The following is a 22,622-nucleotide window of genomic DNA, read 5'->3' as shown; positions in this document are numbered from 1 at the left end:
TATATTAATATCGGTTTACAGTATGAGACATTTGTAAAATCCACACTCGGTTAACCTTATGAGCCTACATCCGATTACAGAGCTTGCGGCAGGTTTGGGCATTGCCTCCGGCTATTACGATATCGAGGGCATTTACCGTCCGGCAAGCGGGCGGGTGCTGGAAAAGCTGGCGGCACGCTTGCAGAAAGACGTGCCTGCCGGCGGGTTTGACGATGTGGCAGCGTTGAACGAAGGTGTGCGCGGTGCGGTCGGTTTGCCGCCGGATTATGCCGGTGCAGACGAGGTGTCGCTGGTTGACGAAGCAGGCAAAACGCAGCAGGCGGAGTGGTCGTTGGGAGAAAACGGCAACCGGCCTGCTGTTTTTTTATCTGTGCCTCAAAGCGGTTATTACCGGCTGACGGTGGGGAAAGGCCGTCTGAAACACCGCGTGTGGCTGGTGGTTGCGCCCGAACAGGCATACTGCCCGCAGCCGCTTTCAGACGGCATGCGGATGAACGGCTTGACGATACAGCTATACAGCCTGCGTTCGGCGCACAACTGGGGCATAGGCGATTATTCGGATTTGGCACGCATGATGGCGTTTGCGGGCGGGCAGGGCGTGGATTTTATCGGCATTAATCCGCTGCACGCGCTGTTTACCGCGAGGCCGGATTATGCCAGCCCGTACAGCCCTTCTTCGCGCGTGTGGCTGAATGCTCTGTATTTGGATGCGGCAAAGGTAATCGAAACCATGCCGTTTGCGGCGCGGGCGCGGGCATGGCTGGAGAGCGGGCATACCCGGGCAAGAATAGCGGCGGTGCGCGAAACCGAAACGGTGGATTATGCGGCGGTATGGGCGTTGAAAAAAGAAGCCCTGCTGTTGGTGTTCGAAGCGTTTGAAAACGAGCGCGGCCCTTCGGCAAAACCTTTTCAGACGGCCTTTGAGCAGTTTGCGGCAGAAAAAGGCGAAGGGCTGTACGGTTTTGCGCTGTTTGAAGCTTTAGACAACCATTATGCCCGCCGGGACGGCACAGAAGTAGGGTGGACGGCGTGGCCGTCTGAATTTCACGATCCGCACGCAGAGGCCGTAGAGGCGTTTGCTCGGGCGCATCAAGGCGAAATCCGTTTTTATATGTGGCTGCAATGGTTGTGCGCACAGCAGCTTGAGACCGCAAACGATGCCGCACGGGCGCACGGCGTGCCGCTCGGCGTGTATGGCGATTTGGCGGTGGGTGCGGCGCGGGGCAGCGCAGACACTTGGTTGGCACGTCAGCAATATTGCATGGATATGTCGATAGGTGCGCCGCCCGACCCGCTAGGCCCGGCGGGGCAAAACTGGAACTTGCCGCCGTATCATCCGCTGGTGATGAAGCGCACCGGCTGCCGCAGTTTTATCGAAGTATTGCGCGCGAATATGCGTTGGTACGGCGTGCTGCGTATCGATCATGTGATGTCGCTGTGCCGCCTGTGGTGGGTATTGGGCAGCGAAACGGCCGATCAGGGCGCTTATGTGCATTATCCGCAGGAAGTGCTGTTTGCCGTTACCGCCTTGGAAAGCCACCGCTGCCGCTGCGTGGTAATCGGCGAAGATTTGGGCACGGTGCCTCAAGACACCCGCCGGCTGCTCGACCGCTACCGCATTTTTTCTTATAAGGTAATGTATTTCAGCCGCCACGATTATGCTTTCGAGCACCCCGAATTTTACCCGCAGCAGGCGCTTGCCGTGATCAGTACGCACGACGTGGCGCCGCTGGCTGGCTGGTGGGCGGGGCGCGATGTGCAAACCATGTATGCGCTCGGCACTTTGGTTGGCGAACATGCTTTTCAGACGGCCTCGGCACAGCGCAGCCGCGATAAAGAAGACCTGCTCAATGCGCTCAAATACACCCGTTGCCTGCCTTTCGATTACAGGCCGTCTGAAACCGCCGATCATGTGCTGACGAACGCCGTTCACCGTTTCGGTGCCGAGAGCCGCAGCCTGCTTTACGCCGTGCAAATCGAAAACCTGCTGGGCATGACCGAAAACTTCAATGTGCCCGGTGTGGCGGGCGGCTATCCCAACTGGGCGCGCAAACTGCCTTTGCCGGTAGAAGCGTTTGTTAACCATCCCTTTATCGTGCAGCAACTTGCCATGCTCAACGAGGTGCGTATGAGAAAAAACAGCCTGAGGGCGCCCTATCCGCCGCCCGACCAAACCGAACGCGACACCATCGACAGCCTGTTTTACGCCACACACGGCAATCCGTTTGCGTATCTCGGCCGTCATCCGCTGCCGGGCGGGGGCGAAACGGTGCGCTGCCTGATGCCCGATGCGCTGAGTGTGGACATTGTGGCGCGTGATGGCGGCAGACTGCTGACCGCCACCGAAAAACTCGACGACAGAGGTTTTTTCGCCGCCGTGTTGCCGCCCGATGCGCCCGATTATGCCTTGAGCGTGCAATACAGTGCGCAAGGGCCGTCTGAAACCGTTGAAGACCCCTACCGCTACGGTCCGCATTTGCAGGCAACCGACGAATGGCTGCTTGCCGAAGGTACGCATTTGCGCCCTTATGAGGTTTTGGGCGCGCATTGTGTTGAAATCGACGGCGTTCGGGGCGTGAATTTTGCCGTGTGGGCGCCCAATGCCCGACGCGTTTCGGTAATCGGCACGTTTAACCGCTGGGACGGCCGCCACCATGTGATGCGCCGACATGCCGAAAGCGGCATTTGGGAAATCTTTATCCCCGCCGTGCCGTTCAATGCCCTGTATAAATTCGAAATACGCGGTTCAGACGGCCGCGTTTACCAAAAAGCCGACCCCTACGCTTTCGCCGCCGAACTGCGCCCGACCACCGCTTCGGTGGTGCGCGGCCTGCCCGACAAAATGCCCGAACCCGCATTCCGCGCCCGCGCCAATGCCATCGACAGCCCGATAGCGATTTACGAAGTGCATCTCGGCTCGTGGCGGCGCAATCTGGAAAACCATTTCTGGCTCACCTACGAAGAATTGGCAGAAGAATTGGTAGGCTATGTGAAAGACATGGGATTTACCCATATCGAGCTGTTGCCGCTTTCCGAATACCCGTTTGACGGTTCGTGGGGCTATCAGGCCACGGGGCTGTATGCGCCGACCAGCCGCTTCGGTTCGCCGCAGCAGTTGCAGGCATTGGTTAGCGCGGCGCACAATGCGGGTATCTGCGTGATACTCGATTGGGTGGTCGGCCATTTTCCTGCCGACGAGCACGGTCTCGGCCGTTTCGACGGCACGCCGCTTTACGAACATGCCGACCCGCGCGAAGGCTACCATCAAGACTGGAACACGCTGATCTACAATTTCGGCCGTGCCGAAGTGAAAAATTTCCTGCAAGGCAATGCTTTATATTGGATTGAGCGTTTCGGTTTCGACGGGTTGCGCGTCGATGCCGTGGCCTCGATGATTTACCGTGATTATTCGCGCAAAGAGGGCGAGTGGATTCCCAACCGCTACGGCGGGCGCGAAAACTTGGAAGCCATCGCCTTTCTGCGCGACACCAACACCATGTTGCAGCAACATGCCCCTGCCGTGGCCGCAATGGCCGAAGAATCCACCTCGTTTGCCGGCGTAACCCGTGCCGAAGGGTTGAATTTCCACTACAAATGGAACATGGGCTGGATGAACGACACGCTGCGCTATATGCGGGAAGACCCGATCAACCGCAAATACCACCACAATCTGATGACCTTCGGCATGATGTACCAATACAGCGAAAACTTTATCCTGCCGCTCTCGCACGACGAAGTGGTGCACGGAAAAGGCTCGCTGCTGGCGAAAATGCCCGGCGACTGCTGGCAGAAATTTGCCAATCTGCGCGCCTATTACGGCTTTATGTATGCCCACCCCGGCAAAAAGCTGCTGTTTATGGGCAACGAATTTGCGCAAGGGCGGGAATGGAACTACAACGAGCCGCTCGATTGGTTTTTGCTCGAAGAACAACACGGCGGCCTGTGGCACAAAGGCGTGCAGGATTTCGTGCGCGACCTTAACCATACTTACCGCAGCCATGCGCCGCTTTACCAGCTCGACCAATGGCCCGAAGGTTTCGAGTGGCTGGTGGCCGACGACGGCAACCATTCGGTATTTGCGTTCGAGCGGCGCGACCGCAACGGCAACCGCCTGATTGCCGTGAGCAATTTCACACCCGTAGTGCGCCATCATTACCGCATCGGCGTGAATGCGGCAGGTGTGTACCGCGAAATACTCAATTCAGACGGCCTGCAATATCAGGGCAGCGGTGTGTCGTGCGGCGCGCAAACGGCTACGCAGGCCGTTGAATCGCACGGTAAGGCGCAGTCGCTGGAGCTGACTTTGCCGCCGCTGGCTACGGTGTGGCTGTATCTGGCAGCCGACAGTAAACCGGCTTGAAGAAAATAATTTTGACGATGATAAAAGTATGCTTTCAGACGGCATCAAACGGTGCAACAGGCCGTCTGAACAAGCAAAACAACCGTAAACCGCAAGAGGAAACGCCACAACAGACGGCATCAAACGGTGCGGCAGGTTGGGCGGGAGGTATATAGCGTGCAGGCACGTTTCTTTGGAATAGGGCAGCTGATACCGCTGCTGGCAGTATCGGTATTGTGCATGATGGGTTCGCAATCGCCCGCTTTGAGCGGTTGGGGAATCAGCTCGCTGACGCTGGCGATTGTGGCCGGCATGTTGCTCGGCAATACGCTGATGCTGCGTATGCCCGCTTTATGGCCGCAGGGCATTGCGTTCAGCAAAACCTACCTGTTGCGGGTGGGCATCATGCTTTACGGTTTCAGGCTTACCTTGAGCCAAGTGGCTTATGTGGGCTGGCCTGCTTTGTTGGCCGATGCGGCGGTGGTGGCGGTAACCATGCTGCTGGCCGTGAAGTTGGGCAAACGGTTTCGGCTCGATGCCAAAACGGCCGCATTGGTGGGCGCGGGCAGTGCAGTGTGCGGTGCGGCGGCGGTATTGGCGGCGCAGCCGGTGGTCAAAGCGCAAGAGCGCGATGTGGGCGTGGCGGTGGCAACCGTGGTGGTGTTCGGCACGCTGGCGATGTTTGTGTATCCGCTGTTGGCCGTATCGCTGCTGCCCGCAGATGCTTCTGCCGCCGCATGGTTCGCATGGGGCATTTATACCGGCTCTACCGTGCACGAAGTGGCGCAAGTAGCGGCGGCCGGTGCGGCGGTTAACCCTGCCGTGGCTGATGTGGCGGTGATTACCAAAATGATTCGGGTTATGCTGCTGGCGCCGCTGCTGCTGGTGCTTCCGGCTTTAACAGGCGGGCAGGGAGGGCAAGCAAACGGCAAACGCTTTGCCGTGCCGTGGTTTGTGCCGGCATTTTTGGCGATGGTGGCTTTGAACAGCTGGTTTCCGCTGCCGCCGCACATTCATCAGGCGGTGCTGACGCTGGATACGCTGCTGCTTGCCACGGCCATGTTTGCGCTGGGATTAACAACCCGCTGGCAGGCGGTGCGGGCGGCGGGCATCAAACCGCTGCTGTTGGCAGGCGTGCTGGCGGTGTGGCTGATGATAGGCGGCGGGGCGTTGTCGTATGCCGGATATTGGCTGTTTAAATAACGCAGGCCGTCTGAAAAACAGGATTGACCATAACAACACACCATAAAAGAAAAGCAAACCAAACCATGACCTTACTGCGGCAACACCACAACGGAGCGGAAATTTCAGACGGCCTGCCTTACCCCTTGGGGGCAACGGTTAGAGACGGCGGCGTGAATTTTGCGGTGTTTTCTTCGTCGGCCGAAAAAATCGAGTTGTGCCTGTTTGAAGGCGGAACAGAAACCCGCATCACGCTGCCGGCCAAGAGCGGCGGCGTGTTTCACGGTTTTGTGCCAAACATCGCTTCGGGGCAGCGTTACGGCTATCGGGTTTACGGCACGCACTATCCCGAATTGGGGCTGTTGTTCAATCCGCAGAAACTGCTGCTCGACCCTTATGCGAAAGCGGTGGACGGCAAACCGCAATACCGCAATGAACGTGAGTTGGCACATTTTCATTACCGCAACGGCAGCGACAATGCAGCCGTTGCGCCCAAAAGCGTGGTGGTGGAAGAGCAGCCCTTCGACTGGGAAAACGACCGCCACCCTAACACGCCGTGGGCGCAAACCGTTATCTACGAAGCGCATGTGAAAGGGCTGACCAAACTGATGCCGGATGTGCAACATGCCGGAACGTATGCCGCATTGGCCGACGGGCGCGTGATAGGCCGTCTGAAAGCCTTGGGCATTACCGCCGTGGAGCTGCTGCCTATTCAGACGCATCTCGACGAATACCATTTGCAGCAGCGCGGCTTGTCGAATTATTGGGGATACAACACCTGCTCGCACTTTGCGGTGGAAACCGGTTATGCCGCCGACCCGCAGCAAGCCGCCAACGAACTGCGCCGTGCCGTGAAAGCCCTGCACCAAGCCGGTATCGAAGTGATTTTGGACGTGGTGTACAACCATACCGCCGAGCAGGATTTGGACGTCGGCCTGATGTTGTGCCAGCGCGGCATCGACAGCCCCGCCTGGTATTGGCAGGACGGCGAAGGCCGCCTGTGCAATTGGACGGGTTGCGGCAATACCGTGCAGATTGCCGGCCATAATGCCACCCGCTGGGTAATGGACAGCCTGCGTTATTGGGTGCAGTCTTTCCATATCGACGGCTTCCGCTTCGATTTGGGCACGGTGTTGGGGCGCGAACCCGACTTTCACAGTAACGCCCGTTTTTTTCAGACGGCCCGGCAAGACCCCGTGCTGGCAGGGCGCAAACTGATTGTCGAACCGTGGGACATCGGCGCAGGCGGCTACCGCTTGGGGCAGTTTCCCTACCCGTTTGCCGAATGGAACGACCGCTTCCGCGACGATATGCGCGCGTTTTGGCTACAGGGCAGCGGCAACGTAGGCATATTTGCCGAACGGCTGGCCGGATCGTCCGACATTTTCCAAGCACGCGGCAGGCAGCCTTCTGCGGGTGTAAACTTTATCACCGCACACGACGGATTTACCCTGCAAGATTTGGTCAGCTATAACGACAAACACAACGAAACCAACGGCGAAGGCAACCGCGACGGCCACAGCCATAATTTAAGCTGGAACCACGGCGCAGAAGGCGAAACCGACGATGCCGCCGTCAACCTCGCCCGCAGCCGCACCGTCAAAGCCCTGTTGGCCTCGCTGCTGTTGTCCAACGGTACGCCGATGCTCACGGCGGGCGACGAATCCGGCAACAGCCAGCAAGGCAACAACAACGGTTATTGCCAAGACAACGAAATATCTTGGCTCGATTGGCACCGACGCAACGAAGAACGGGAACAATACACGCGCGAACTCTTGGCCGTGCGCCGGGAAATACCGCTGCTTAAAGAAGATGTCTGGTGGAGCAGCCGCCGCGTGCAATGGCTCAATTCAGACGGCCTCGAAATGAAAAGCCGCGATTGGGACGACCGAACCGCAAAAGCACTACAAATCAGAATAGACAACAAATGGCTGCTGCTGGTGAACGGCAAGCACAGCCCGCAAACATTCGTTTTACCGCACGGCCGCTGGGTGTGCCGCCTCGCCCCAGAAGATGCGCCCGTGTCGGTTCAGCCCGAATGCAGCGTTTCCCATGCAGGCATTTGGATTTTTGTTGAAACCGGAGAAACTGTATGAATACCTTAAAGCAAGATAACCTGACTTTCGAGCCGGAAAGAATGCTTCACAACACCGATATCGCCAAAAATACGCTGGTGTTGATTCTCGCCGGCGGACGCGGCTCGCGCCTGCACGAAATGACCGACCGCCGTTCCAAACCCGCCGTATATTTCGGCGGCAACTGGCGCATCATCGACTTTACCCTGTCGAACTGCCTTAATTCCAACCTGCTCAAAATCGGCGTCATCACCCAATACGAAGCCCATTCGCTGCTGCGCCACCTCCAACACGCTTGGTCGTTTTTACCGCGCGAACGCGGCCAGTTTGTCGATATGCTGCCCGCCCGCCAGCAAATCGACGAAAGCATGTGGTATCGCGGCACCGCCGATGCCGTGTGGCAAAACGTGCCGATTATGAAAGAGCACTACAAGCCCAAATATGTGCTGATTTTGGCGGGCGACCACATTTATAAAATGGACTATATGCAGATGCTGCGCGACCACATCAACAGCGGCGCCAAATGCACCGTGGGCTGTATCGAAGTCAAACGCAGCGAAGCCAGCGAATTCGGCATCATGGCCGTGAACGAAAACCTTAAAGTTCAAGAGTTTGTAGAAAAACCCGCCGATCCGCCCGCCATGCGCGAAAAGCCCGACCATTCGCTGGCCTCTATGGGCATTTATGTGTTCAACACCGATTATCTGTATGAAGTGCTGGAAGACGAAGTGCGCCAACCCGACACCCACCACGATTTCGGCAAAGACATCATTCCGCGCGCATTGAAAGACGGCGTACTCTACGCCCATCCGTTTGAACGCTCCTGCACGGGGCGCAATACCGAGGGCAGCATTTACTGGCGCGACGTCGGCACGCTCGACAGCTATTGGCGCGCGCACATGGATTTGGTTACCGAGCACCCGCAGCTTAACCTGTTCGACCGCAACTGGCCGGTGATCGGCCTGCCCACGCAATCCATGCCCACCAAGTTTTTCTATAAAGACCGCAACTGCCGCACGCTGGACAATTCGCTGGTCGGCGGCGGCTGCATCATTACCGATGCCGAAATCAGCTCGTCGGTGCTGTTTGACCGCATTACCGTGAACGAAGGTTCGGTAATCGATTCGGCGGTGATACTCCCCAGCGTACATATCGGTAAAAACTGCCGTCTGAAAAACTGCATTATCGAGCGCAACTGCATCATCCCCGACGGCATGGTTATCGGCTACGATGCCGGGCTGGATGCCGAACGCTTCCGCATCAGTTCGAGCGGCGGAGTGGTGCTGGTTACGCCTTCGATGCTGGAAAAACTGGCGCAGTCCGAAAAAATGAAAGCCGCGGTAAAAGAGCAGGTGGAAAAGGGCGATTATCTGATTTAAACCCTTTTTCAGACGGCCTCAGAGCAGGGCGGAGCACACAATCAACCATCCGTGCGGGAATTGGGAAAAACCGCCCGCTTGCCTGCCTGTTGATATGCTTGTATCCGCTATCTTTACCGGTCTTTTCAGGCAGGGGGTGCAGTGCTTGATATAATCGGCCTTCGCAACCGCCGGCTTACAGTCGGGCTTTATAACAAGATTCACGAACACAACCGAGAGGACACCGGATGATCAACAGAGTAGGGCATTTTTTCCGCAGCGAACCTGCTGCCGGCATCGTATTGATGGCGGCGGCGGTGTTGGGCATGTGGGCAGCCAACTCCCCCTTCGCTTCAACGTATTTCGGCACTTTGGAAAGCTATGTGGCCGGATTAAGCGTACTGCATTGGGTAAACGACGGCTTGATGGCCGTGTTTTTCCTGTATGTGGGTTTGGAAGTAAAACGCGAGCTGCTGGAAGGCGAGCTGGACAACAACAGCAAGCGGTTTCTGCCCGCTTTGGCGGCAATGGCGGGATTGGCCGTGCCTGCGCTGGTGTATTTGGTCTTCAACCGTTCGGGAGCGGGAGCCGACGGCTGGGCCGTGCCTGCCGCCACCGATATTGCTTTTGCTTTGGGCGTGCTGGCGTTGCTGGGTTCGCGCGTGCCGCCTTCGCTGAAAATTTTTCTGACGGCGCTGGCGATTATGGACGACTTGGCCGTTATTGTGATTATCGCCCTGTTTTATACCGAGCAGATTGCTTGGCTTTATCTGGGCTTGGCGGCATTAACGCTGCTTGCTTTGTTTATGCTTAACCGCAAAGGCGAATTACGCAGCCTGCCTTACTTGGTGTTGGGTTTGCTGTTGTGGTTTTTCTTCTTGAAATCAGGCATTCACGCTACTTTGGCGGGTGTGCTGCTGGCGTTTACCGTTCCGCTGCGCGTAACCGATTCGATTATCGAGCCGCCGCTGCTCAAATGGGAGCACGGTTTGGAAAAATGGGTGTCTTTTTTGGTGGTGCCGGTATTCGGTTTTGCCAATGCAGGCGTTTCGTTTGCGGGATTTTCGCTCTCGGCATTGTGGTCGCCCGTGGTGTTGGGCATTGCGCTGGGGTTGTTCATCGGCAAACAGCTGGGGATTTTCGGCATGGTTTGGCTGGCGGTTAAGCTCGGTTGGGCGAAGCTGCCGGAAGGCGCAACGGTGCTTCAGGTGTACGGCGTGGCTTTGCTGTGCGGCATCGGTTTCACCATGAGCCTGTTTATCGGCATGTTGGCATTTGACGATGCCCAACTGCAAGATTACAGCAAAATCGGCGTGTTTTTAGGTTCTTTTTTGGCCGGGGCGGCAGGATATGTCGTGTTGCGTTTTGCTCCGTCGCGACGTATCTGAATACAGCCGACTACATACAACACGGGCGGCTTCAAGCGTGAAGGCCGTCTGAAAACACACATCAAAACCGCATCAATATTTTCAATGTTTAGAAAGGTAGTGGTATGAAGATTCTGCATGTAACTTCCGAGCTGTATCCTTTGATGAAAACCGGCGGTTTGGCCGATGTGTTGGGTTCGCTGCCCTTTGCCCAATTGGAAAACGGCGACGATGTGCGCGTGGTAATGCCTTATTACCGCCACACCCGCGAAGTGGTGGCAGACACGGTGGAGGTGGCGCAGTGCGATACGTTCGGCGGCCGTGTGGTTATCCGTTATGTCCGATTTAAGGGTTTGGGGCTGTATTTGATTGATGCGCCGCATCTGTATGACCGTCCGGGCAATCCTTATCACGATCCGAATTATTTCGATTATGCCGACAACGTGATCCGTTTCGGCATATTGGGCTGGGCGGCCGCAGCCTTAGCCACCGGGTTGGATGCGCTGTGGGGCAAAGCCGATATCCTGCATGCACACGATTGGCAGGCCGGTTTGGCACCCGCTTATCTCAATGCTTGGAATGCTTATATCAAAAGCGTATTCACTGTCCACAATATTGCCTATCAAGGCATGTTCCAATCCAAACACCTGCCGGAACTTGATTTGCCGTGGGAAATGTTCCATATCGACGGTGTGGAATTCCACGGTCAGATTTCGTTTTTGAAAGCCGGTTTGTTTTATGCCGACCTGATTACCACCGTGAGCCCGACATACGCCGATGAAATCACCAGAGAACCTGCTGCAAACGGTTTGTCGGGTTTATTATCGGCCCGACGCGACGAAGGCCGTCTGAAAGGCATTCTCAACGGTGTCGACAATACGGTGTGGAACCCCCGAACCGACACCGCATTGGCGAAAAACTACCATGCCCAAGCGATGCAGGGGAAAACAGCCGATAAGGCCGACATCCAAACCTTTTTCGGTTTGAATCCCGACGAAAAAGCCATGTTGGCGGTGATGGTGTCGCGGCTGACCCCGCAAAAAGGCGCAGATCTGCTGCTCGAATCGCTGCATGAACAACTCTCCGCCCACGCTGATTTGCAGTTTGTTTTGCTCGGCAGCGGCGCACCGGAATTGGAGCAGGCATTTTCACGCTTGGCCGAGCAATATCCGCAACAGGTCGGCGTATATATCGGCTACAACGAAGAACTGGCACACCGTTTGATCGGCGGCGGCGATGTGATTCTGATTCCCAGCCGTTTCGAGCCGTGCGGTTTAACCCAACTCTACGGCCTCAAATACGGCACGCTGCCGCTGGTGCGCCGCACGGGCGGTTTGGCTGATACGGTCGTCCACACCGATGAAGAAACCCTGAACAACAAAACCGCCACCGGTTTTATGTTCGACGAACCTACCGCCAACGCCTTGGGCGGCGCCATCAAACAGGCTTTGGCGTTATGGCGCAATCCGAGTGCTTGGCCGACGGTGCGCGAACAGGCCATGGCACAAGATTTCGGCTGGCACAAAGCGGCTCAAGCCTATGCCGAATGCTACCGCCGCCTGCTCGGTTAAACGAAAGCCGGTGTTTGATATTTCAGACGGCCTCTTTAACTTTATACGCTTGATAAACAGCAGCTTTGCCGGAAACAAAACCACAAAAACAAACGGCAAAGCTGTCGCCCAACTGAATTTTCCCAATAAAAGGCTTGATTATGATTTCAAAGCTCCCTTTGCCCGAATACGAATACGCCATGCCCAAACCCGATGCGGATTTGGTACGCAAATCGATTGTGTATAAGCTGATTTTCATTTTGGGCGTTGATCCGCGCGATGCCACCCCCCAACAATGGCTGAACGCCGCCATTTTTGCCGCACGCGATTTGGTTACAGAAAGCTTTTTGAAAACCCGCCGCAGCCACGAAGACCACGGCAAGCGCACGGTTTATTATTTGTCGATGGAATTTCTGATGGGGCGTTCGTTTGTCAACTCGCTGATTAACGAAGGCGTTTACGATGCGTTTAACGAGGCGTTCAGCCAGCTCGGTTTGGATTTTGCCGACGTATGCGAACAAGAAGACGACCCCGGTTTGGGCAACGGCGGTTTGGGCCGCTTGGCCGCCTGTTTTTTAGATTCGCTCGCCACGCTGCGTATTCCCGCAGTCGGTTACGGTATCCGCTACCAATACGGCATGTTCAAACAGGAAATCGTTGACGGCCAGCAGATAGAAAAGCCCGATTTGTGGTTGGATAACGATATGCAGTGGCAGTTTGCGCGCCCGCACAAACGCTATCCCGTTTATTTCGGCGGCCGCATGCACGTTAACGGCAACATCAAACATTGGGAACCTGCCGAACAGATCACCGCATTGGCTTATGATGAAGTGATTCCCGGCTACGGCGGCCAAATCGCCAACCCTTTGCGTTTGTGGACGGCGCACGCAGGCGATGCGTTCGATTTGGCCAACTTCAACCAAGGCGATTATTTTGCCGCCATGCGCGAGCAAACCAGTAACGAAAATATTTCGCGCGTACTTTACCCCAACGATTCAACCGAAATCGGCCGCGAGCTGCGCCTGAAACAGGAATATTTCTTGGTGTCTGCATCGATTCAAGACATTCTTGCCCGCCACAAATGCCGCTTCCCCAATATCAGAACACTGGCCGACACGGTGGCGATTCATCTCAACGACACCCATCCCGTGTTGGCAATACCCGAATTGATGCGGATTTTGATAGACGAAGAAGGCTTGAGCTGGGAAGAAGCATGGAGCATCAGCTGCCGCGTATTCTCCTACACCAACCACACCCTGATGAGCGAAGCGTTGGAAACTTGGCCGGTCGATTTAATGGGGCGTTTGCTGCCGCGCCATCTCGACATTATTTTTGAAATCAACGAGCATTTTCTCGATGCTTTGCGCGCCATCGGCAAAAACGACGGCGATTTCATCCGCCGCGTGTCGATTATCGATGAAGAACACGGCCGCCGCGTGCGCATGGCTTGGTTGGCCGTGGTCGGTTCGCACAAGGTCAACGGCGTGGCCAAAATCCATTCGGACTTGATGAAAACTTCGATTTTTGCCGATTTCGCCCATATTTTCCCCGACCGCTTTACCAATGTAACCAACGGCGTTACGCCGCGCCGCTGGATTGCCGTAGCCAACCGGCCCTTGAGTCAATTCTTAGATAAAAATCTCGGCGGGCAAGATTGGCGGCTGCATCTGGACCATCTCTCGGGCTTGAATAACTTGGCGGACGACCCCGAAGTGCAGGCCGGGTTTGCCGAAGTGAAACAAGCCAACAAACAGCGTTTGGCGGATTACATTGAAAAAGAGCTGGGCATCAGCGTCAACCCTCAAGCCTTGTTCGATGTGCAAATCAAGCGCATTCACGAATACAAGCGGCAGGCGTTGAACGTTATGCACATTGTCGACCGCTACAACAAAATTCTCGAAAACCCTGATGCCGATTGGCAGCCGCGTGTGTTCATTTTTGCCGGTAAAGCTGCTTCGGCCTACTATATGGCCAAAAAAATCATCCGTTTGATTAACGATGTGGCTAAAGTGATCAATAACGACCAACGCATCCGCAACCTGATTAAAGTGGTGTTTATCCCCAATTACAGCGTGAGTTTGGCGCAGATGATTATTCCGGCCGCCGATTTGTCGGAACAGATTTCACTTGCAGGCACCGAGGCTTCCGGCACGGGTAACATGAAGTTTGCCCTGAACGGCGCACTCACCATCGGCACGCTGGACGGTGCCAACGTAGAGATTTTGGAGCATGTGGGCGAGGAAAATATTTTTATTTTCGGCAACACCGTCGAACAGGTAGAAGCCATCCGCCGCGAAGGTTACGACCCCATCAGCTACCTCGAAGCCGACAGCGACTTGCGCCGTGTCGTCAAACAGATCACCACAGGCCATTTTTCTCCGCAAGAGCCTAACCGTTATAACGACGTGATGCAGGCTTACGGCGATTATTACCAACTGATGGCCGATTTCCGCAGTTATATCGAGGCGCAAGAGCGTGCCGACCAGCATTACCGCGATACCGCCAAATGGCGGCGTTCCGCACTGATCAACATTGCCAACATGGGTTATTTCTCGTCAGACCGTTCGATTCAGGATTACTGCCGCAACATTTGGTATATCGATCCGATTAGCGAGGCAGAGCTGCCTAGAGATGATGAGTAAATAGAAGCAGGAAAAGCTGTCAGGCCGTCTGAATACATTTCAGGCGGTCTTTGTTATAATCGCCGTTTATGTTTTCAGACGGCCTCCAATCATGAATAAAGAACTGCTCGGCCTTTTCTTTCTGCCCGTCGGCGTTATTTTTATGTCGATGGCGGCATTGTGGCAGATGTATGTGGTTATGACGGAAAGCTACACCCTTAACCGTTTTAAAGACAAACAACTGGTTTGGGTGGTGAGCGCATTGTTTTTCAGTTTCAGCCTTGCCGTCTATTGGTTTTGCCCCAATGCCCGCAAAAAAGGCATCATTTTTGCCTTGTTGGGCGGCAGTGGTGCGCTGATGTATGTTTTGGCAAAAATATGGCTGCCGTTTAAACCATAACGTTGGTTGCGTATCTGTTTTCAGACGGCCTGAAGCTTTATTGCCGCTGCGGCTACATTCGCTTTCAGCAACAAGCCAAAAACCGCTATAATCCAAGCATCTTACCCCGTTCGGTTTCCGTACCATGATCAGCCAGTTTAAGCACATCGGCATCATTCCCCGCCCGCAAACGCCCAATATTCAGGAAACCCTGCATACTTTGGTGGCGTTTCTCAGCAGCAAACAGCTGGATATCTATCTAGATAAAGCCAGTATCGACGACGGCTCGGTATGTGCCGAAGATATGGATGTGTGCCGCATCATCGAAAAAGCCGATTTCGGCAAAAAATGCGATTTGGTGATTGTATTGGGCGGAGACGGCACGTTTCTCTCCGTTGCCAGAGTAATCGCTCCTTTCCGTGTGCCGGTTATCGGCGTCAATCAAGGCCATCTCGGCTTTTTAACCCAAGTACCGCGCGAGCAGATGACACAGATGTTAAACGGCATGCTGTCGGGAAAATATCTGCCTGAAGAGCGCATTTTGCTCGAAACCTCATTGGTGCGCGACGGCGAAACCGTTACCACTTCACTCGCTTTAAACGATGTGGTGCTGTCGCGCGGCGGCGCAGGGCAGATGATTGAATTTGAAGTTTTCATCGACAGAGAATTTGTTTATACCCAGCGTTCAGACGGCCTGATTGTTTCCACGCCCACAGGTTCCACCGCTTACGCGCTGGCAGCAGGCGGACCGATTATGCAGGCCAGTTTGCGGGCGTTTACCTTGGTGCCGATTTGCCCGCAATCCATGACCAACCGCCCCATTGCGATTGCCGACACCTGCGAGATTGAAATTCTGATTACCAAAAGCGGCGATGCCCGCGTTCATTTCGACGGCCAATCTTTCTTTGATGTACAGAATTTCGACCGCATCAGAATCCACCGCTACCGCCATCCTTTGCGCGTTCTGCATCCTACCGATTATCAATACTACAAAACGCTGCGCCAAAAACTGCATTGGGGCGAACAGTTGGTTTGACGGTTTGAGTTCGGCTCGGGCAGGCGTGAGCCTGTATAATCGCCGTTTTCAGTTTTTCTAAGGATTTCCCGTTGTGACGCAATCTGCCGATTATCAACAACAGCTAAACGATAAAATCAGTTATATCAAAGATTTATTCAAAGCCATTCCCATCCCCGAATTAGAAGTTTTCGCCTCGCCAGAAAAGCATTACCGTATGCGCGCAGAGTTCCGCGTGTGGCATGAAGGCGAAGAAATGTTCTACGCCATGTTTGAAAAAGGCCGTAAAGCAGGGGGAGCAACCTTGGTGCGTTGCGATTCTTTTGCCCCGGCCTGCGAAGCCATCAACCGTTTGATGCCCAAACTGCTTGAAGCTGCCGATGCCGTGCCGGTATTGAAAAACCGTTGGTATCAGGTTGAGTTTTTGGCTACTTTGAGCGGCGAAATGCTGGTTACCATGATTTATCATAAACAGCTTGACGAACAATGGCGGGCTGCGGCACAAGATATGCAGGAAAAGCTCGGCATCCATATCATTGGCCGCAGTAAAGGGCAAAAAATTGTTTTAACTCAGGATTTTGTTACCGAAACGCTCAATGTGGCTGGTGCTTCTTTCATTTACCGCCAATATGAAGGCAGCTTTACCCAACCCAATGCCGGCGTGTGCGAACACATGCTGGCATGGGCATGCGACGTAGCCCGTTCTTTAAACGGCGATATGCTGGAGCTGTATTGCGGCAACGGTAATTTCACCCTGCCGTTGGCACGCTATTTCCGGCAGGTTCTGGCTACCGAAGTGTCTAAAACTTCCGTTCAGGCGGCCTTATGGAATATACAGGCCAACCGCAGCAACAATATAAAGATCGCCCGATTGTCGGCAGAAGAGTTTACCGAAGCCTATACCGGCGTGCGTGAATTCCGCCGCCTGAAAGAGCAGGGTATTTCATTGAATGATTACTGCTTTTCTACGATTTTCGTTGATCCGCCCAGAGCAGGGGTTGACAACGAAACTTTAAAGCTGGTTAAGCAGTTCGACAACATTATCTATATTTCGTGTAACCCCGAAACGCTGCGTGAAAATATGGATGTGCTGGCAGACACCCACCATATCCGCCGCATGGCTTTGTTTGACCAGTTCCCGTTCACCCACCATATCGAAAGCGGTGTGTGGCTGGAGAAAAAATAAAGTTGATTCGGTCTGGAAACGCATCGGGTACAGCAAATCAACTGTATTTGCGAATATGCCGAACCGACAAAACAGCCGCTGAAAAGTAATTCATGCGGCTTTTGCTTTATTTTGTTTGTGGTGGAGCAAATTTATCGTTAAGCGTTAAACAGCCAAGGTTGTGCGGCTTTTCGCTCTTCTTCAAATGCTTTGATTTCATCGGCGTGTTGCAGGGTCAGGCCGATTTCATCCAAGCCGTTGAGCAAACAGTGCTTGCGGTGTTCGGTAATTTCGAAAGTAAATGATTGGCCGCCGGGCGTGGTCAAAGTCTGTTTTTCCAAATCAATAGATAAGCGGTAGCCTTCGGTGGCTTCTACTTCTTTGAATAACTGATCTACTTGGTCTTCGGTCAATACGATTGGCAGAAGGCCGTTTTTGTAGCAGTTGTTGAAGAAGATGTCGGCAAATGAAGGGGCGACGATGGCTCGGAAACCGTAGTCTTCCAAAGCCCAAGGCGCGTGTTCCCGCGAAGAGCCGCAGCCGAAATTTTTGCGCGTAAGCAGAATTTCTGCGCCTTGATAGCGGGGTTGGTTCAATGAAAAATCGGGATTAAGCGGGCGCTTGCTGTTGTCCATGCCGGGTTCGCCGTGGTCAAGATAGCGCCATTCATCAAAGGCGTTGGGGCCGAAGCCGCTGCGTTTGATGGATTTGAGAAATTGTTTGGGGATGATGGCATCGGTATCAACGTTTACGCGGTCTAGCGGGGCGACCAATGCGGTAATGGGGGTAAACGGTTTCATGATGTGTACTTTCGGTATAAAAATACCCCCGCATTGATGCGGCGCGGGGGTGGGGTTGTTGCTTAGTTAGATTTAGTGTGAGTGGCGGTCTGCAGATTGCTCAAGTTTGTCGCCGGCTTTGGAAACGTCTTTACCGAAACCTGAAACGGTGTTGCAGGCAGACAGTAAAGTCATGGCGGTTAACGCGGCTAATACTAATTTTTTCATGTTAGGCTCCTTGATTTGTGAAAGTACAGTTTCATGTTACTGCACATTGCATAATGCCAAAGTTTTTTACGGATTACAATTCAATATAGGGTGCCGTCTGAAAACTTTTCAGACGGCCTATATATCTTTACAGATTACGCACATCGGTAAAGTGACCGGCAACCGCTGCGGCTGCGGCCATTGCGGGGCTGACGAGATGCGTGCGTCCGCCGTTGCCTTGGCGTCCTTCAAAATTACGGTTTGATGTGGAAGCGCAGCGTTCCTGCGGTGCCAAGCGGTCTGCATTCATAGCCAGGCACATCGAGCAGCCGGGCTCGCGCCATTCAAAGCCGGCCTCGATAAAAATTTTGTCCAATCCTTCTTTTTCGGCCTGTTCTTTCACCAGTCCGGAACCCGGTACCACCAATACCCGTTTGACGCCCGCGGCTTTTTTGCGGCCGCGTGCCACGGTTGCGGCCTCGCGCAAGTCTTCGATACGGCTGTTGGTGCATGATCCGATAAATACCACGTCAACGGGGATTTCGCTAAGCGGGGTGCCTGCGGTTAAGCCCATGTATTCCAAGGCGCGTTCCATGCCGCTGCGCTTGACGGGGTCTTGCTCTTCGGCGGGGTTGGGGACTTTGCCGCTTACATCCAGCACCATTTCGGGCGATGTTCCCCATGTTACTTGAGGGTCGATGTTTTCGGCTTCAAACTCGAACACTTTGTCGAATTGTGCCCCTTCGTCTGAAACCAATGTTCGCCAATATTCGACGGCTTTGTCCCAGTCGCTGCCCTTGGGTGCCAGAGGTTTGTCTTTGATATAGTCGATAGTGGTTTGATCAACGGCAACGATGCCTGAGCGCGCTCCGGCTTCGATGGCCATGTTGCAGAGGGTCATGCGGCCTTCCATGCTTAACGAACGGATGGCTTCTCCTCCGAATTCGACGGCATAGCCCGTTCCGCCTGCCGTGCCGATTTGGCCGATAATGTATAAGGCGACATCTTTGGCGGTAACGCCCGGTTTCAGACGGCCGTTTACTTTGATCAGCATGGATTTGGATTTTTTGGCGGTGATACATTGTGTTGCCATGGTATGCTCGACTTCTGATGTGCCGATACCGTGTGCCAATGCGCCGAACGCACCGTGGGTAGAAGTATGGGAATCGCCGCATACTACGGTCATGCCCGGCAAGGTTGCGCCTTGCTCGGGGCCCATCACATGCACAATGCCTTGGCCTTTGTCTTTAAACGGGAAGTAGGCCAGTGCGCCGAATTCTTTGATGTTGTTGTCTAAAGTATCTACTTGCAGCTTGGAAATCGGATCTTGGATGCCTTTATCCCAATCGTTGGTCGGGGTATTGTGGTCGGCGGTGGATACTACGCTGTCGATACGCCACAGTTTGCGTCCGGCCATTTTCAAACCTTCAAACGCTTGCGGGCTGGTTACTTCGTGTACTAAATGGCGGTCGATATAAAGCAATACCGTACCGTCTTCTTCTTCGCGGACAATGTGGCTGTTCCAAAGTTTGTCGTAAAGGGTTTGTGCACTCATGGTTTTTCTTCTATATGTTGGGTTAAGTTGTTTTGGAAGTTAAACGGTTTAGCCGTGTGGCGGCGTTTTCAAGTTGCCAATATTAGGCTTTTCAGACGGCCATTGCAACCCTTTTTGTCTAATTTTTTTATAGCTATTGGTTTTTTCTATATCGGGATTGTAATATTTGTACATATTGTCTAATTTTCTTGTTTGGGTTGATGCGGCAGCAGCGGGTAATCGCTTGAATGCAAACATATAGACGCACAGTATAGACACGCAGGCAATCCGGTAAGCCAGTAGGTATATCTGCCGCTGTTTGTATCGATGGAAGGCAGCAAAGTAAGGTTGTTTATAAAGGCCGTCTGAAACGAAGAAACTTGTATCCCGAAGCTAAAAAACCTATCATTCCGCATTATTCACGATTACTTGAGGGAGCACCGTTTATGAACCTGCCTGTAATGTCTCCGGCTTATTTGTCACAACTTCAAGAATTCGAGCGGAAAATTTTGTCTAACCAAACCAAAATCGAAGCATGGTTTCGCCGGCAATGGTCGGAACACAAGCCTCCTTTTTACGGTTCGGTAGATATCCGCAATGCCGGTTATAAAATGGCTTCTATCGATATGAATCTGTTTCCCGGCGGTTTTAACAACCTCAATCCCAATTTTCTCCAACTGGCCGCCCATGCGGCACAAGATGCCGTAGAACGCTATTGCCCTCAAGCCAAATCGGTATTGATTGTTCCGGAAAACCACACAAGAAATACTTTTTATCTTCAAAACATTTTTGCACTCAGCAATATTCTGCGTACAGCCGGTTTTGAAGTTCGTCTCGGCAGCTTGAACCCTGAAATTACCGAACCGACCGAATTGGAAACGGCTTTGGGCGACAAAGTATTGATCGAGCCGCTGCTGCGCACCCGTGGCAGAGTTCACCTTTCAGACGGCTTTTCGCCATGTTTGATACTGCTGAACAACGATCTTTCTGCCGGCACTCCCGATATTTTGAAAGACATTGCCCAAACCGTATTACCGCCGCTGCACGGGGGGTGGACTACCCGCCGTAAAACCGCTCATTTTGCCGCTTATGACGAAGTGGCCGAAGAGTTCGCCCAATTAATCGATATGGATGTTTGGCATATCAACCCTTATTTCGAGCAAATCAGCGGGCTTGATTTTCAAGAACGCGAAGGCGAAGATGCGTTGGCCGAAGCCGTTGAACGGATGTTGGCAAAAATTCAGGCCAAATATGATGAAAAAGGCATTACCGACCAACCGTTTGTGATTGTGAAAGCAGATGCGGGCACATACGGCATGGGGGTGATGAGCGTTAAATCTGCCGATGAAGTGCGTGGTCTGAACCGTAAAAACCGCAATAAGATGGCTAAAATCAAAGAAGGTTTGGAAGTGAACGAAGTGATCGTGCAAGAAGGTATTTATACTTACGAAACCTTGAACGGAACGGTTTCCGAGCCTGTGGTATATATGATCGACCGGTTTGTCGTCGGCGGTTTTTTCCGTGTTCACGAAGGGCGCGGCGTTGATGAAAACCTTAATGCAACAGGTATGTCTTTCGTTCAGCTTGATCAGGCCATTCCCGTGGCCGATGCCGAAGAAGGCGGGGAAGAGCGGTGCAAACGTGTTTTTGCCCAATGGGATTCTCTCGGCGTTCCCCAAACCAACAGTGCCGATCCTGACTGCGGCTGCAACCGGTTATATGTTTACGGCGTTATGGCCCGTCTTTCGCTTCTTGCCGCATCTAAAGAGTTGGTCAAAACCGCTGTGCAAAGCTAACTGACGGAGCAGCCAAACAATCCATTAAACAAATTGAATATTCATTGCATAAAAGCAACACAGTAGGCCGTCTGAACGATTTAATCTATTTTCAGACGGCCTGAGACCTTTGCAAAACCCTCAGATGTGGATGTAGTTCAAGGCGTAGCAGCACAGCGAGTGCAGACATATCATATAGATAGGCAAACGAGCGAGCAGCGCACAACGAAGAAATGCGCCGCAGATGGGGGTTTTGCAAAGGTCTCGGCCTTTTTACAATCTGTTTACGCCAAGCAAGATAAAAAAACACGATAATTCCGCCGTTTCGCAAACTCATCTATTAGGAAAAAATGAAAAATACAGCCAAACTGATTCTGGCCGGCCTGATAGTGCTGCCGGCATTTGCGGCACACGCAGACACCCGTGCCGTGATCGACACCAATGTAGGCAAAATCGAACTTTTGCTGGATGAAAAAAAAGCACCCAAAACCGTAGCCAATTTTGTTCAATATGCCCAAAAAGGTTTTTACAACGGCACGATTTTCCACCGTGTAATCGACGGTTTTATGGTGCAGGGCGGCGGTTTTACCGCAGATATGACGCAGAAAGCCACCGATAAAGCCATTGCCAACGAAGCCGACAACGGTTTGAAAAATACGGTCGGCACGATTGCCATGGCACGCACGGCCAATCCGAATTCCGCCACCAGCCAGTTTTTTATCAATGTTGCCGACAATGATTTCTTAAACTTTAAAAGCAAAACCATACAAGGCTATGGTTATGCGGTGTTCGGCAAAGTAATCTCCGGCATGGATGTGGTAAACAAAATCGCCAAAGTGCAAACAACGGATCAGGCTTATCATCAGAATATTCCGGTGAAGCCGATTGTGATTCAAAAAGTGAGTATCGTTAAATAAAGCACGCATCTAGTGTAGAGCATCGTGCTGAAAGGTCGTCTGAAACGTTTCAGACGGCCTTAGATTCTAATTTCAAGTGCAACACTCAGGCAGTAGTGGTTGGAACAGATTCAAGAATAAAACACTTGGCGTTTCATAGCCAAGTGTTTTTCTTGGCCGGTGGTTCAGCTCATCCTGAACCCTACGTATTTCCCGCTCACTAATGTTGCGGAAATCCGTTTGTTTGGGGAAGTATTGGCGGATGAGTCCGTTGGTGTTTTCATTCAGCGCCTTTTCCCAAGAACGGTAAGGACGGCAGAAATAGGTTTCAGCCACCAATGCTTTGGCTATTCGGGTGTGGCGGTAGAATTCCTTGCCGT

The 22,622-nt window shown here is 53.4% G+C and carries 18 protein-coding genes; 13 read left to right on the top strand and 5 right to left on the bottom strand.

Features of this window, described 5'->3' with window-relative positions; genetic code table 11:
• The first annotated feature begins 58 nt into the window (after positions 1 to 58).
• From glgB to trmA, 11 genes are all read left to right on the top strand, one after another.
• Positions 59 to 4,360 (top strand): 1,4-alpha-glucan branching protein GlgB, encoded by a 4,302-nt coding sequence (gene glgB / locus AKG43_RS09750; protein WP_054600378.1) that lies wholly within the window; start codon positions 59 to 61, stop codon positions 4,358 to 4,360.
• Between the two features lie 17 nt (positions 4,361 to 4,377).
• Positions 4,378 to 4,515, top strand: coding sequence for a hypothetical protein (locus AKG43_RS12830; protein ID WP_156300653.1), 138 nt, complete (start codon positions 4,378 to 4,380; stop codon positions 4,513 to 4,515).
• Position 4,516: 1 nt separating this feature from the next.
• Positions 4,517 to 5,542 (top strand): YeiH family protein, encoded by a 1,026-nt coding sequence (locus tag AKG43_RS09745; protein WP_231718151.1) that lies wholly within the window; start codon positions 4,517 to 4,519, stop codon positions 5,540 to 5,542.
• Between the two features lie 65 nt (positions 5,543 to 5,607).
• Positions 5,608 to 7,617 carry a glycogen debranching protein GlgX gene (gene glgX / locus AKG43_RS09740; protein ID WP_054600376.1) on the top strand — a complete coding sequence of 670 codons (2,010 nt, stop codon included), beginning with the start codon at positions 5,608 to 5,610 and terminating at the stop codon, positions 7,615 to 7,617.
• Positions 7,614 to 8,975 carry a glucose-1-phosphate adenylyltransferase gene (gene glgC, locus AKG43_RS09735; RefSeq protein ID WP_054600375.1) on the top strand — a complete coding sequence of 454 codons (1,362 nt, stop codon included), beginning with the start codon at positions 7,614 to 7,616 and terminating at the stop codon, positions 8,973 to 8,975. The genes glgX and glgC overlap by 4 nt, the downstream gene beginning before the upstream one ends.
• Before the next feature lie 227 nt (positions 8,976 to 9,202).
• Entirely contained in the window at positions 9,203 to 10,342 is a 1,140-nt protein-coding gene (gene nhaA, locus AKG43_RS09730; RefSeq protein ID WP_054600374.1) for a Na+/H+ antiporter NhaA, read from the top strand.
• Positions 10,343 to 10,446: 104 nt separating this feature from the next.
• The gene (gene glgA / locus AKG43_RS09725) at positions 10,447 to 11,892 is read left to right on the top strand and encodes a glycogen synthase GlgA (RefSeq protein WP_054600373.1); all 1,446 of its coding nucleotides are present in this window, start codon (positions 10,447 to 10,449) and stop codon (positions 11,890 to 11,892) included.
• Between the two features lie 140 nt (positions 11,893 to 12,032).
• Entirely contained in the window at positions 12,033 to 14,513 is a 2,481-nt protein-coding gene (locus AKG43_RS09720) for a glycogen/starch/alpha-glucan phosphorylase (RefSeq protein WP_054600372.1), read from the top strand.
• Positions 14,514 to 14,604: 91 nt separating this feature from the next.
• Entirely contained in the window at positions 14,605 to 14,892 is a 288-nt protein-coding gene (locus AKG43_RS09715) for a hypothetical protein (protein ID WP_054600371.1), read from the top strand.
• A gap of 124 nt (positions 14,893 to 15,016) precedes the next feature.
• Positions 15,017 to 15,907: an NAD(+) kinase gene (locus AKG43_RS09710; RefSeq protein WP_054600370.1), complete on the top strand. Its 891-nt coding sequence runs from the start codon at positions 15,017 to 15,019 to the stop codon at positions 15,905 to 15,907.
• Positions 15,908 to 15,980: 73 nt separating this feature from the next.
• Positions 15,981 to 17,072: a tRNA (uridine(54)-C5)-methyltransferase TrmA gene (gene trmA / locus AKG43_RS09705; RefSeq protein ID WP_054600369.1), complete on the top strand. Its 1,092-nt coding sequence runs from the start codon at positions 15,981 to 15,983 to the stop codon at positions 17,070 to 17,072.
• Positions 17,073 to 17,209: 137 nt separating this feature from the next.
• Here trmA and leuD read toward each other — a convergent pair whose 3' ends face one another.
• The 3 genes from leuD to leuC form a co-directional block, all read right to left on the bottom strand.
• Positions 17,210 to 17,851, bottom strand: coding sequence for a 3-isopropylmalate dehydratase small subunit (gene leuD, locus AKG43_RS09700; RefSeq protein WP_054600368.1), 642 nt, complete (start codon positions 17,849 to 17,851; stop codon positions 17,210 to 17,212).
• Between the two features lie 72 nt (positions 17,852 to 17,923).
• On the bottom strand, positions 17,924 to 18,058 hold the full coding sequence (locus tag AKG43_RS09695) for an entericidin A/B family lipoprotein (protein ID WP_054600367.1): 135 nt from the start codon (positions 18,056 to 18,058) through the stop codon (positions 17,924 to 17,926).
• A 127-nt stretch (positions 18,059 to 18,185) separates the two neighbouring features.
• Positions 18,186 to 19,592, bottom strand: a complete 1,407-nt coding sequence (gene leuC, locus AKG43_RS09690; RefSeq protein WP_054600366.1) for a 3-isopropylmalate dehydratase large subunit — start codon at positions 19,590 to 19,592, stop codon at positions 18,186 to 18,188.
• Between the two features lie 425 nt (positions 19,593 to 20,017).
• Between leuC and gshA the strand changes: the two genes are divergently transcribed.
• Positions 20,018 to 21,367: a glutamate--cysteine ligase gene (gene gshA / locus AKG43_RS09680; RefSeq protein WP_054600364.1), complete on the top strand. Its 1,350-nt coding sequence runs from the start codon at positions 20,018 to 20,020 to the stop codon at positions 21,365 to 21,367.
• A gap of 91 nt (positions 21,368 to 21,458) precedes the next feature.
• Here the strand turns inward: gshA and AKG43_RS13390 are convergent, their stop codons facing one another.
• Complete coding sequence (locus AKG43_RS13390) at positions 21,459 to 21,626, bottom strand: lipoprotein signal peptidase (RefSeq protein ID WP_231718152.1); 168 nt, start codon at positions 21,624 to 21,626, stop codon at positions 21,459 to 21,461.
• Positions 21,627 to 21,696: 70 nt separating this feature from the next.
• Between AKG43_RS13390 and AKG43_RS09675 the strand changes: the two genes are divergently transcribed.
• Positions 21,697 to 22,263, top strand: coding sequence for a peptidylprolyl isomerase (locus tag AKG43_RS09675; RefSeq protein ID WP_054600363.1), 567 nt, complete (start codon positions 21,697 to 21,699; stop codon positions 22,261 to 22,263).
• Between the two features lie 72 nt (positions 22,264 to 22,335).
• On the opposite strand, the gene AKG43_RS09670 is transcribed toward AKG43_RS09675, so the two are convergent.
• Positions 22,336 to 22,622 (bottom strand): IS30 family transposase (locus tag AKG43_RS09670; RefSeq protein WP_156300652.1); only part of this gene is annotated, 287 nt, incomplete at its 5' end.

The sequence above is a fragment of the Neisseria sp. 74A18 genome (assembly GCF_001308005.1).
GTDB lineage: Bacteria > Pseudomonadota > Gammaproteobacteria > Burkholderiales > Neisseriaceae > Neisseria > Neisseria dumasiana.
The sequence above is the reverse complement of the archived record's forward strand: the minus strand, read 5'-3'. Positions and strand labels throughout refer to the sequence as shown.